Here is a 12560-nt window from a genome sequence, read left to right as displayed (position 1 = left end):
ACCCTGCCGGGTCATAATCGCCGCCATGGACGCCTTTGCGCCCGCGACGACGGCCGGAGGTCTGGTATACGTATCGGGCGTCTCGGCGGGCCAGGCGGCGCTTGCCGAGCCCGTGCCAGGGCAGGTCACCGACGTCCTTCGCCGGCTCGATCTCACGCTGCTGGAGTACGGCAGTTCGCTGACGCGTGCGCTCTCGATCCACGTGCAGGTCCGCCATGCCGCGGACTTTGCCGCCATGAATGCGGCGTATGCGCGGTTTTTTCCGTCCGCTCCGCCCGTTCGCACGACAGTCGTCGCGCCGCCCGAGTCGTCGGGCGCGCTGGTCCAGATGAGCGCTGTCGCAGCGGCGGCTGGTGCACCGCGCGAGGTGCTGCACCCAGCCGGCTGGCCGGTGTCGCCGAACCCCTACAGCTATGCCGCCCGTTCGGGCGATCTGGTCTTCCTGGCGGGACTCGTGCCTCGCGACGGACGCACCAATGCCGTGGTCACCGGCGATCTCGAGACGCAGATCGCGTCGATCTTCTGTAACGCCACGGACGTCCTCGGTGCCGCCGGCCTCTCGCTGGCCGACGTCGTCTCGGCGCGCGTCTACCTGACCGACCCTGCGCACGCGCCGGCGGCCGAAGAGTACTACCGGCGGCACATGCCACCGCCGCGGCCGGCCCGATCGATCGTGGTCGCGGCCCTCATGAATCCGGCGTACCTCGTCGAGATGACGTTCGTGGCCATGGCCGGTAAGCGTGCCCTCGGGTTTCCCGACGCGGCGATCCCCGACGATGCGATCGCATCCCCGTTGATGCGTGGCGGGTCCCACCTCTTCTTGTCCGCGACCGACGGCGACTACGCCCCGGCCGCCATCGATGCGCACGCCCGTACGGCAACCGGCCGGCTTCTCAACTCGCTGCGGCAAGCCGGTCTCGCATGGGCCGACGTCGCCGACATCACGTTGCAGGTGAGCGACGCGGCGCATGCGGCGACGGCACGCCGAGCCATCCGGGAAAGCATGCTGCAACCGTTGCCCGCGGGCACGACGCTCATCTGCGGACTCCTGCCGCACGACGCGCGCGTGCAGATCTCGGCGACCGCCGTCAGCTGATGGCCAGTCAGGTCCTCCGCAGCCTGGTCGTGGCCGGTCTCGCGTTCGCACCCGGTTCGACCTGGCAGCCATCCGTCGTGGCCGCCGCGTGCGCGGCGCCCTCGGCCGAGCCGCAGATCACGCCCGAGGCTGTCCTTGCCACCGCCCGATTGACCCTGGTCCGCTGCGTGCGAGGAGACCTCGACGGAGGTCGCTGGCGCGACGCGGCGGAACGGCTGGCGCGGGCGCGGCAGGCGGGCGCGCTCTTGCGAGACACCGACCGCCGTGCCTGGCAGGCGCTGGTCGTGCGGCTCGAAGCGACCCGACACGTGGATGTCGGCCAATGGACAGCATTGATCGACGCGGTGATTCCGCAGGAGGACGTGCTGCCGTGGGCCGGGCCGCTCGTCCGAGGCGTGGCGGCGGCGCGCGCATCGTGGGCCCGGCAGGACCCTGCCCTGCAACAGCGCGCCCGAGCCGAACTCGTGCGACTCGAGCGGCTGGCGCGGAGCATGGGTCCGCGTAGCGAAGCGGAACTGGCTCGCCTGCTGGTCCAGGGCGCCATCGCCGGCGCCCAGTACGAACGTGACGAGATGCAGTTGTTGCTCGAGGCGGCCCACGATCTCGAGATGCGCCTGCTGGCCGGCGGCGAGCTGCGCGCGCCGGTCGTCCTCGCCGGGGAACTCGAAGCCGACCTGCTGCGAGTCACCGACAGGTACGCCGCCGCCAGCGAACGCTACCGCGTCCTGCTCGTCGAATGGCCCCGCCGCGTTCAGAGCCGAATCGGCCTTGCCGATGCCTATCGCCGGCTCGGCTTCGCACGCGAGGCCGAGGAGACGCTCGCGCAGGCGAGGGCACTCTGGGCGTCGGCCGACGCCGAGGCAAGGGCGCTCATCAGGTAGAGGCCTGCAGCCTCCGTCCGTAGCCTGCAGGCTGCAGGCTACAGCCTGTTTTGGCCGCGCTCGAGGTCCAGGAGGCGCCGCTTCCGCTCGACGCCCCACCGGTAACCTGTCAATGACGCATCGCTGCCGACGACACGATGGCAGGGCACCAACAGGGAGACCTTGTTGGTGGCGCACGCGCGTGCGGCCGCGCGCACGGCCGTCGGCTGCCCGATCATCGCCGCCAGTTGCGCATAGGTGCGGGTCTCGCCACGGGGGATGGCCCGCAACGCCAGCCAGACGCGCTGCTGGAACGCCGTGCCCTGCAGGTCGAGCGGTACGTCTTCAAGTGCCTGTCCACTGGCGACGGCCACAGCCGCCGCGACCCACTCGTTGCGGTTCACGCCGCGCGTGATCGTGGCGCGCGGGAATTCGGCCTCGAGTGCGTCGCGGAGGGTGGCCTCGGAGTCGCCGAGGTAGACCGCGCACACGCCGTGGATGGTCGTCGCCACGAGCAGCAGTCCGAGCGGGCTCGGCGCCGTCGTCCAGCCGATGGCGACGCCGGCACCGCCCCTGCGGTAGGCGCCCGGGGTCATGCCAAGTCCTTCCTGGGCGCGCTCGTAGAGTCGCGAGGAGGAACCGTAGCCGGCAGAGTAGAGCGCATCGGTGACGTCGTCTCCGGCCAGCAGTCGCTCACGCAGCCTGGCGAGTTGCCGGCCCGACAGCAGGGCTCGCGGCCCGATCCCGAGGGTCGCCTCGAGGCGCTGCCGAAAGACGACAGGAGCGAGGCCAACCGCGGCGGCCAGCGAGGCCACGGACGGACGTCCACCGTCGGCCAGCGCCGCGTCGATGTGGCTCACGAGCAGTCGCAGGTCCGTGTCGCGCAGGCGCGCCGTGGCTTCGTTGCCCGTGGCGTTCCGCGAGGCGTCATTCACGTCGTCAGGATGACAGCGTCGGCACGCCCGAAAGCCCGCTGTCCGCGCCGCGGCCGTCGTCGCGAAGAACCGGACGTTGTCGCGACGGGGTCGCGGAGACGGGCATCCGGGCCGGCAGTAGATGCCGGTGGTGGTGACGCCGAACACGAAGCGGCCCGCGAGGGACGCATCGCGATTCTGCACGGCGTTCCACGCGGCGTCGTCTCGAGGACTGGCAGGGGCAGGGGCCGTGGTGACCATGAATCGGAGGATACTAGCCCCTCATCGGAGGCACTATCCGGTTTCGCAAGGCGGACGCATGACGGTGTTCGAGCTCAGCAACCTGCTGGTCCTTCCGTTCTGGATATTGATGGTGCTCGTACCGACCTGGGGCATGACACGACGAATCATGGCGTCGCCCTGGGTCGTCGCGCCGCCCGCGCTCCTGTACCTGGTCACGCTGGTGCCGGTCGCGACCATGGTCCTCCCCGAGGTGATCAACCCGGTGCAGGCCCGGATCATGTCGCTGCTCGGCACGCCGACGGGGACGACGCTGGCGTGGGCGCACCTCGTGGCGTTCGACCTGTTCGTCGGGCGCTGGATCTACCTGGACAGCCGCAGCCGCAGCTACTCGGCGTGGGGGGTGTCCCCGATTCTCGTGCTGACGCTGCTGATCGGCCCGGTCGGCCTGCTGATGTACCTTGGCGCGCGGAGCGTGATCGGAGGCGCGAATGTCGCGAGCGATCCTGGGTGACGCCCGTGAGGGGCACGCCGCGCTCGTCATCTTTGCGTGCGTGCCGGCGTCGGCACGAGGCGGTGCAACCACGGCGCGCGTCTAGGACAGCGGGGGAACGATGGCACTCACGCGACGAGGATTCGTACGGCGGATCGGACAGGCCACCGCCGGCACCGTGACGGGAACGATGCTGGCGGCGCGCGGCTTCGAGGATCTCGTGGCCGCGCACGCGGCAGGACAGGATCGCCCCGAGATTCCGCCCGGCATGGTCCGGCTTGGCAGCAACGAAAACCCGTACGGTCCGGGGCCGCACGTGGTGACGGCGGTCGAGCGTGCGCTCCACGACGACGGCAATCGGTACACACGTCTGCCGCAACTGCTGACCGGACGCCTCGCGTCCATGCTGAGCGTTTCGGGCGGTTCGCTGCTGGTGTCGGCGGGATCGGGCGACCTGCTTCGTGCGGCCGTCCTCGCGTATGTCACGGCGGACAAGCCGCTGGTCGCCGCGACGCCGACCTTCGAGACACCCGTGCGCGTGGCGGAATCGCTCCGACTGCCCTTGCGGCTCGTGCCGCTGACCGCCGCGCTGTCCAACGATCTCGACCGCATGGCGGAGCAGGGCAAGGGGGCCGGCCTCGTCTACGTGTGCAACCCCGACAACCCGACGGGCACCTTCCACGCGAAGACCGCGATCGTCGAGTTCATCGACAAGCTCGCGGCGATGTCGCCCGAGACTGTCGTGATGATCGACGAGGCCTACTTCGACTGCGCAGACGATCCGTCATACGGGTCGGTAGCGATGCTTGCCACCGAGCGCCGCAACCTCGTCGTGGTCAGGACGTTCTCGAAGATTCACGGCCTCGCGGGCATGCGCATCGGATACGCCGTGGCGCACCCCGAAACGCTCGATCGCCTTCGTCTCTGCGCGGGCGGCGGGGTGGTGGCCTGTGCGTCGGCGGCCGCGGCGATGGCCTCGCTCGACAACATCGAGTACTTCCGGCGGCAGCAGGTGTTGAACCGCGAGGCACGGACGCGCCTCACGAAGGCAATGACCGACCTCGGCTATCCGCCAGTGCCATCGCAAGCCAACTTCGTGATGGTGGACGTGCGACGCGATGTCCGCGACTTCGGCGTCGCATGTCGAGCGCACGGCGTGCTCGTCGGGCGACCGTTTCCGCCACTCGCGACGCAGGCCCGCATCTCGTTCGGCACTCCGGACGAGATGACCCGCGCCATCGACGTCTTCCACCAGGTCCTTCGATCCTGAACCTCAGGTCACGCAGGTGCGGTGAACAGCCCCTGCGCCGCGGCGGCCTCACGCAGGCGGGGGTCGTAGGTCACCAGCGTGGACACATCGGCCTCGATGGCCAGCGCGAGATGGATGGCGTCCAGCGTCCGCAGTGAGACGTGCCTGGATGTGAGGAGCAGGCGTGCGGCACGCCGTTGCACGGGCGGCGTGCATTCGACGACGCGGCAGGACGAAACCACGCGCTCCGCATGGCCGTACAGCCGCTTGGCCTCCGCGCTGGCGAGCAGGCTCTCGCGTGCCCGCCTGGCCAGGGCCGAGGCGAGCTCGGTCATCGCGAGGTCCGACAGCACCACTTCGCCGACGGCCGAGAGTTCGGCGTTCAACGCGTCGCTCTCAGTCTCGTCGACCAACAGCTTCACGAAGGCACTGGTGTCGAGATAGACGGGCCACACCCACGAATCCACCGGCACGGGCACGCTCACACCCGGTCCTCACGGTCCCCGAGTACTGCATCGGCCAGACACACCTGGCGGCCGCGAGTCGCCGTCCGCACCCTGGCCAGGTCAGGGAAGGGCTGTCGCACGGAGACCGGCACCAGCCGCGCCACGGGTCGTCCACGATCCGTGATCGTCACTTCGCGGCCCTTGCCGACATCCTCCAGCAGGCTCGTCAGATCCTGCCGGGCTTCTCGCACGCCCGCATGTGTCACAAGTAGCACAAACATGCAAGGTTCCCGCGGTTCACGGTCCGGGCTGACCGTTCAGCGGCGCCGCCTGGCACGCAGGGCACCAGTACGTCGAGCGGTTGTGTTCGCCGTGGTGGCGCACGAGGATTGCAGTACCGCAGCGGCGACATGGGCGACCGTGCCTGCCATACACGTACAAGCGTTGCGTCGGATTCGATCGTCCCGTGGTGCGGCGCGCCCCTCGCCATGTGAGCACGCCGGCCTCGGCGGGATCGATCACGTTGGCCTTCAGCAGCACATGGGCGTCGCGCATCATGCGGGCCCATTGCGCCTCGGTGACCTCGGCAGGCGGCACGAACGGCCAGAGGCGCGCCAGGAACAGCAACTCGCTCTTGAACACATTGCCGATGCCGGCCACGGATCGTTGCTCGAGGAGTGCCTCGGCGACGGTCGGCCGCCCGCTTGCCGCCAACCGGGCCATCGCCTCGCCAGCATCGAAGTCCGGCGACAGCAGGTCCGGCCCGAGCCTGCCGATGGTCTCGTCTTGCTCGAGAGCGCTCGCCGGCACGAACTCCGCGACGGGCACCGCGAAGCCGACGGCCACGAACGCCGCCGTCCCGACCACCACCCGCGCCGCCGACGGCGAACGGTGCCAGGCCTCACCCGCACGGTAGATGTGCCACGACCCCGACATCAACATGTGTGTCCGCAGCACCAGGGGGCCTTCGACCTCGCCCCGTCGCGTGCCCGCGGTCGTTGCAGGTGTCACCACTCCGGATTCGCGGCTGCCGATTCCCGGTTCATGGCCCCCCTCATCCAGTAGCCGGCACCCGGTACCCGGTACCCGGTACCCGGTACCCGTAAAGTAGATGAGCAGGTGCTTGCCCCGCGACTCCACCTTCTCGACGATCCGACCGGTAATCGGTGCGTCGTCATGCACCCGTGCGATCTGCGCGTACTGCGTCTCGAAGCGCGTCACCACCTGACCGGCCAGGGCGCGGTGCAGCGTACGCGCCGCGCGGAATATCGTGTCGCCTTCAGGCATCATTAACGCCTAACGCCTAACGCCTAACGCCTAACGACCGTTCCCGCCTACGGCCTACAGCTTACGGCTTACCGCTTGCCGCCTACCTTGAGCCTTGCCCGGTAAGCCCTAAGCCCCAACTCAGGTCTCAAGTCTCAGGTCTCAAGTCTCAGGCAAGAGCCGCTTGAGCCCTGAGCCCTGAGACCTGAGACCTGATCTCACCGCTGCCGGCGAGGCCAACTGATCGGGGCGATTGCCTCATCGGGCACCTCGGGGACGTCGTTCACGGCGGTGTCCGGGCCCCAGTGGTCGGGGCGACGAAGGCGCGGCATCGCGGGGGAGGTGCCGGTCACGTCGCGCAGTTGCAGGCCTTGCGAGGTGGCCACGAAGCCGGCGGCCTCCAGGAATGGGCGGATCGGCGCGTCGAGCGAGGGGCTGCCATTCACCTCCGTGAGGAGAATCGACGCGGCACGGTGCTCGCGATCGGTGCCAGTCAGCGGCAGCGCGCGGGCCAAAGCCTCGGCGTGACGAGCGCGTTCCGGATCGTGCTCGGGTAGCCAGACCAGCAGGGCCCGCATGCCTCGCGCGATCCAGGCCGTGAGATGGCCATCGACGAGCACGACGCGGGCGCCGACGCTGCGCGTGGGCCCACGACCCGGTGCGCCATCGGGCGACTCCGGCCACTTCACGAGGGCGCCGTACGGATTGGCCGGGTCGGTAGCGGCAAGCACCGCCACTTCGGGCGCTTCCGGCGGCGTCCGCAGCGCGCGCAGCAGGTCCACCGCGGCCGGCGCCGCAAACTGCATGGCGCCGACGCCGCTCACGAAGTAGCCGCGACGGATGCGACCGCTCTCCTCGAGGGTCCGGAACACGTCGTGGATGGCCGTGAAGCCGCCGGGTAATCCCTCGGCCCCGGCTACTTCGCGAGTGACCACGCCGTAGCGCGTCAGCAATTGCTGACCCATCGCCGCGCTCCAGCCGGTCGCGTTCGCCGCGACCGTGGGCGCCAGTCGGGTCCATCTGCCCTCGGCCGCCGCCGGAGCCACGCGCCGCGACCGGAAGGGCCGGCTCGCCGTCCGGCTGCGCTTCTCGCGTCCGACACTGCCCACCTGCGCACGCAGCGGCTGCAGTGTGTCGTTGGTGATCAGGCCGCGCCAGACCAGGCTCCAGATGGCATCGACGGTGTCCTGCGGGAAGCCGCCGCCGGCCGCCTCCTGCAGCGTGGCGAAGAACAGCGCGCCGCGCGCGTCGAGCGCACCGAGTATCGCCTGCTCGCGTGCGGACAGGTCCTCCAGCGAGGGCGGCTGGAGCACGCCACGCCACAGCGACCCCACGTGGTCGGTGAGGAAGAGCGCGATGCGTCCGTCGCGCTCGCCGAGCGGCTCGACGCCCGCCCACACGACCTCACCGGCGGAGATCAGCGTATCCAGGTCGGAGGGCTGGTACCGTTCAAGCCGTGCGGGGAGGATCTCCCGCTCGAGAATCGACGCCGCAAGGGGCAGGCCCTGCAGTGTCTCGACGACGTCGAGCAGCGCGTCGAGGCCACGGCGTGGGCGGGTCACGCCCTGCCATTGCGTCAGCAGCCGGCCCAGCACCGGCAACTCGACGGGCTCGACGTCGTGCCGCAGTTTCGCGAGCGACCGCCGCCGGATCGCCGTCAGCACCGAGCTGTCGCACCACTCCTGTTGCTGCCCGCCTGGACGGAACTCGCCCTCGAGCAGGCGTCCCTCGGACTGCAGCGCCTTGAGGGCGAGATCGGCCGTCGAACGCCCGAGGCCGTACCGTGCGGCGACCTCCTCGGTCGTGAACGGCCCGTGCGTGCGAGCGTAGCGGGAGACGAGATCGCGCAACGCGTGCGGCTGTGCGACCAGCAGGGCGTCAGGGAGTCCCTGGGGCAGCGGCACACCGAGCGCGTCACGATACCGCGCCGCATCCTCGGTTGCCACGAGGCGCTGCTCGCCGGCCACGCCGAGCCAGACTGCCCGACGAGCGCGGACCAACCGGTCCCCTGCGTCCGGCGGGACGTCGGCAGCCACGCGTTCGCGCAGTTGCGTGGTCGAGAGGTCGCCAATGCGGAGCAGCAGGTCGTGCACGCCGTCCAGGGTGCGCGCACGGTACTCTGCGGGCAGGCATTGCAGCTGCGCTTCGAGCGTGTCCAGCGCGTCGGCGTCGAGAAGGTCTCGCAGCTCGGCCGACCCCAGCAGCGCCTGCAGTTGTGCCTGGTCGATGGTCAGCGCCTGTGCCCGCCGCTCGGCGAGAGGCGCGTCGCCGTCGTACAGGTAATTGGCCACATACCCGAACAGCAGCGAGGCCGCGAAGGGTGACGGCGTCGGCGTGTCCACCGGCACCACACGCACCTGGCGTGACTGCACCGCACGCAGTGTCTCCGCGAGCGCGGGGATGTCGAACACGTCGCGCAGGCACTCGCGATACGTCTCGAGCAGGATCGGGAACGAGCCGTACTTCGCCGCGACGCCGAGCAGGTCCTGGGCCCGCTTGCGCTGCTGCCACAGTGGCGCCCGTCGCCCCGGCCGCCGCCGCGGCAGCAGGAGGGCTCGCCCCGCGCATTCGCGGAACCGCGCGGCAAACAGCGATGTTGCGCCAAGCTGGCGAATCACCAGCGCCTCGACCTCGTCGGCATCGGGCACGAGCCACTGCGGGTCCGGCGGTTCGTCCGTTTCCGGGAAGCGGACGACGAATCCGTCATCGGCCCACATCGTCTCGACGTCGAGGCCGAACTGGTCGCGCAGGCGCGACGACACCGCCATGGCCCACGGCGCGAGTACCTGGGCGCCGAGCGGGGACAACAGGCACAACCTCCAGTCGCCGAGTTCGTCGCGCACCCGTTCGATGACGATCGTGCGGTCGTCAGGTACGGCGCCGGTGGCCTCGATCTGCTCGGCGAGGTATTGCACGAGATTGGTCGCAGCCAGCGCGTCGAGGTCGTGTTCCCGTTCGAGCCTGACACGTGCCTGGTCGGGCGAGTCACGCCGCAATTGCCGGACGAGCGCGCCGATTTCTCGACCGAACTCCAGCGGCCGTCCGGGGCCATCGCCCTTCCAGAACGGCATCTTGCCGGGCTGGCCGGGCGCCGGCGATACGGTCACGCGATCGTGCGAGATGTCCTCGATGCGCCAGGAGGAGGCGCCGAGCAGGAACGTCTCGCCGACGCGGCTCTCGAACACCATCTCCTCGTCGAGTTCGCCGACGCGCGCCGTGCCCGCGGGCGCGCCAGCCAGGAACACCCCATAAAGACCACGGTCGGGAATCGTGCCCGCGTTCGCGATGGCCACTCGCTTGGCGCCTTCGCGCGTCGTGACGCGATGCGCGACGCGATCCCACGTGAGACGCGGCCGGAGCTCGGCGAATTCATCCGACGGATATCGCCCCGACAGCATGTCCAGCACGCCGTCGAAGATTGGGCGTGCGAGCGACGCGAACGGCGCGGCCTGGCGTACCCGCGCGAACAGGTCGTCCACCGCCCAGTCGTCCATCGCGACCATCGCGACGATCTGCTGGGCGAGCACGTCGAGTGGATTACGCGGCATGTGCGTGGCCTCGACGCGCCCCTCGCGCATCGCCCGCACGGCTGCCGCGCAGGCCAGCAGGTCGCCGCGGTACTTCGGGAAGATGAGGCCGGTACTGGTGGCATCCACCTGGTGTCCTGCACGGCCGATTCTCTGCAGCCCGCTCGCCACCGACGGCGGAGCCTCGATCTGCACCACGAGATCGACGGCGCCCATGTCGATGCCGAGTTCCAGGGAGGACGTGCAGGCCAGCCCGCGCAAGCGTCCGGCCTTCAGCGCGTCCTCGATCTCGACGCGCTGCTCGCGCGCCAGCGAGCCGTGATGCGCACGCACGAGCGTCTCGTCGGCGAGCTCGTTGATGGCAGCGGCGAGTCGTTCGGCGAGGCGCCGGCTGTTCACGAACAGCAGCGTGGACGTGTGGGCGAGCACCACCTCGAGCAACCGCGGGTGGATCGCCGCCCAGATCGACGGCGCCTGCGGACCGGCCGCCGCGGGACCACTCGTGATCGCTTCGACCTGTGTCAGCCGCGCCATGTCCTCGACCGGCACTTCGATCCGCAGCGACAGCTGTCGCGTGCGTCCCGCATCGACGATCGCCACGGGGCGATATGACGGGTCGTCGGTGGTGGCCGCGAACTGCTCGTGGATGTCGCCCTCGGGCAGGCCGCAGCCTGCAGCCTGCAGGCTACGCGCGGGCGCGGGCTCAGCGCCCGCAAGGAACCGGGCGACCTCATCGAGTGGACGTTGCGTCGCCGAGAGCCCGATGCGCTGGATGGGCACGCGGGCAATCGTCTCCAGTCGCTCCAGCGACAGGGCGAGATGGGCGCCGCGCTTGGTCGCCACCATCGCGTGGATCTCGTCGATGATGACCGTGTGGATGTGGCGCAGCGCTTCGCGCGCATTCGACGTCAGCAACAGGTACAGCGACTCGGGGGTGGTGATCAGGATGTCGGCCGGGTGCCGCGTGAAGCGGGCGCGTTCGGCCGCAGGCGTGTCGCCCGTCCTGATGGCCACCTGTGGCAGGTGGTGCGAGACGCCCTCCTCTCGAGCGAGACGGCTGATGCCCGCGAGTGGCGCGCGCAGGTTGCGCTCGACATCGACGGCCAGCGCCTTCAGCGGCGAAATGTAGAGGACGCGGCACCGCTCCATCTCGTCGGGCGCCGGCTCGAACATCAAGCGGTTGACGCACCAGAGGAACCCGGTCAGCGTCTTGCCGCTGCCCGTCGGCGCCAGCAGCAATGTGCTGGATCCACCCGCGATGACCGGCCAGCCCTGTGCCTGGGGAGCCGTCGGCGCGCTGAACGCATCTCTGAACCAGCGAGCAACCACAGGGTGGAAAAGGTCCAGGACGGGCGCGTCTCGCACGATCGCCACGCCGGCTCCTCCCCGTCCTTTTTGAGCTTTTCTCACTTTTCGCCCTTTTGGTCCCTTTTTTCGCTATGCTCTCACGTTGACCACCGGCCATGAGGCCGGACAGGAGGACAGACCTGAATGAGTGATGCTGGTGAAGGGCTCGTCGACGCTGAAGCCCGACTGCAGGAACAGCTCGACGCGCGCGAGCATGAGAAACGACGCCGCGGCCTGGCCGCCGGCGTGGACCCCGAAAAGCTGCGTGCCCGCGAGTCGCTCCGCCTCGCCCGGGCCGAGCTGACCCGCCAACTCGACAACACCACCCACCCGATCCGCAAGCAGCAGATCGAGGCGGCCGTGGCTGAACTCGATCGGCGCATGGCGGCGGTCTAGACCAAGGAGGGACCATGTCCCTTGCCCGTAGCGCAGCCGCCGTTGCGGTCCACGCCTACACGGCGTCGGGCGCCGTCCTCGGATGGCTTGCGTTGCGGAGTACGTGGGATCACGACCCGCGCACGGCCCTTTTCTGGCTGAGCCTTGCCGTCTTTGTCGATGCCACCGACGGCTTCGCGGCGCGCGCCGTTGACGTACGTCGCTACGCCTCGTGGATCGACGGCGCCCGCCTCGACGACATCGTCGACTTCCTGACGTATGTGTTCGTACCGCTGGCCATCCTGTGGGACCAGCAGCTGCTCGGTGGGGTGCCCGGCCTGGTTGCCGTTGGCGCCGTCCTCATCGCGAGCGGCCTCGGCTTCTCCAACCTCCACGCCAAGACGACCGACCATTTCTTCACGGGATGGCCGTCCTACTGGAACCTGGTCGCGGTGTATTGCCTGGCCTGGCGGCTCTCGCAGGCCACGACCACCGTGGTGCTGATCGCCCTCGCCGTCCTGGTGTTCGTGCCGATCAAGTACGTCTATCCGTCGCGCACGGCGACCCTCATGCGGACCACGATCGCGCTCGGAGCGATCTGGGGGATCCAGATGCTGTTGATGATCTGGTGGCTGCCGACCGTGCCTGCCTGGCTCCTCTGGACCAGCCCGATCTATCCAATCTATTACTTCGCGCTCTCGGCCTGGCTCAATCTGCGGCCGACAGCGGAGTGAAACGGGCTGGTCG

General features: G+C 69.6%; 11 protein-coding genes. 6 read left to right on the top strand and 5 right to left on the bottom strand.

Annotated features, from left to right (window positions below; translation table 11 throughout):
* Nucleotides 1–25: 25 nt before the first annotated feature.
* Nucleotides 26–1096, top strand: a complete 1071-nt coding sequence (locus tag LuPra_RS27990; RefSeq protein WP_110173820.1) for a RidA family protein — start codon at nucleotides 26–28, stop codon at nucleotides 1094–1096.
* Nucleotides 1096–1977, top strand: coding sequence for a hypothetical protein (locus LuPra_RS27985; RefSeq protein ID WP_110173819.1), 882 nt, complete (start codon nucleotides 1096–1098; stop codon nucleotides 1975–1977). The genes LuPra_RS27990 and LuPra_RS27985 overlap by 1 nt, the downstream gene beginning before the upstream one ends.
* Nucleotides 1978–2015: 38 nt before the next feature.
* On the opposite strand, the gene LuPra_RS27980 is transcribed toward LuPra_RS27985, so the two are convergent.
* Entirely contained in the window at nucleotides 2016–3131 is a 1116-nt protein-coding gene (locus LuPra_RS27980) for a bifunctional transcriptional activator/DNA repair enzyme AdaA (protein WP_110173818.1), read from the bottom strand.
* A gap of 58 nt (nucleotides 3132–3189) precedes the next feature.
* Here LuPra_RS27980 and LuPra_RS27975 point away from each other — a divergent pair, with 58 nt between their 5' ends.
* A complete protein-coding gene (locus LuPra_RS27975) occupies nucleotides 3190–3624 on the top strand; it encodes an ABA4-like family protein (RefSeq protein ID WP_157899780.1) in 435 nt (144 codons plus the stop codon).
* Between the two features lie 100 nt (nucleotides 3625–3724).
* Nucleotides 3725–4873 carry a pyridoxal phosphate-dependent aminotransferase gene (locus tag LuPra_RS27970; protein WP_110173816.1) on the top strand — a complete coding sequence of 383 codons (1149 nt, stop codon included), beginning with the start codon at nucleotides 3725–3727 and terminating at the stop codon, nucleotides 4871–4873.
* 8 nt (nucleotides 4874–4881) lie between these two features.
* Here the strand turns inward: LuPra_RS27970 and LuPra_RS27965 are convergent, their stop codons facing one another.
* The 4 genes from LuPra_RS27965 to LuPra_RS27950 form a co-directional block, all read right to left on the bottom strand.
* On the bottom strand, nucleotides 4882–5337 hold the full coding sequence (locus LuPra_RS27965) for a type II toxin-antitoxin system VapC family toxin (protein WP_110173815.1): 456 nt from the start codon (nucleotides 5335–5337) through the stop codon (nucleotides 4882–4884).
* The gene (locus tag LuPra_RS27960; protein WP_110173814.1) at nucleotides 5334–5579 is read right to left on the bottom strand and encodes a type II toxin-antitoxin system Phd/YefM family antitoxin; all 246 of its coding nucleotides are present in this window, start codon (nucleotides 5577–5579) and stop codon (nucleotides 5334–5336) included. The genes LuPra_RS27965 and LuPra_RS27960 overlap by 4 nt, the downstream gene beginning before the upstream one ends.
* A 16-nt stretch (nucleotides 5580–5595) precedes the next feature.
* Entirely contained in the window at nucleotides 5596–6585 is a 990-nt protein-coding gene (locus tag LuPra_RS27955) for an Fpg/Nei family DNA glycosylase (RefSeq protein ID WP_157899779.1), read from the bottom strand.
* Between the two features lie 197 nt (nucleotides 6586–6782).
* On the bottom strand, nucleotides 6783–11465 hold the full coding sequence (locus LuPra_RS27950) for an Lhr family helicase (protein WP_234800587.1): 4683 nt from the start codon (nucleotides 11463–11465) through the stop codon (nucleotides 6783–6785).
* 117 nt (nucleotides 11466–11582) lie between these two features.
* On the opposite strand from LuPra_RS27950, the gene LuPra_RS27945 reads away from it, so the two are divergent.
* Together LuPra_RS27945 and LuPra_RS27940 are read left to right on the top strand one after the other, a co-directional pair.
* Nucleotides 11583–11834, top strand: coding sequence for a hypothetical protein (locus LuPra_RS27945; protein WP_110173812.1), 252 nt, complete (start codon nucleotides 11583–11585; stop codon nucleotides 11832–11834).
* Between the two features lie 14 nt (nucleotides 11835–11848).
* A complete protein-coding gene (locus LuPra_RS27940; RefSeq protein WP_110173811.1) occupies nucleotides 11849–12547 on the top strand; it encodes a CDP-alcohol phosphatidyltransferase family protein in 699 nt (232 codons plus the stop codon).
* The last annotated feature ends 13 nt before the right edge of the window (nucleotides 12548–12560 follow it).

The sequence above is a fragment of the Luteitalea pratensis genome (genome assembly GCF_001618865.1).
GTDB classification, from domain to species: domain Bacteria; phylum Acidobacteriota; class Vicinamibacteria; order Vicinamibacterales; family Vicinamibacteraceae; genus Luteitalea; species Luteitalea pratensis.
This window is presented reverse-complemented; position numbering and strand designations above follow the sequence as displayed.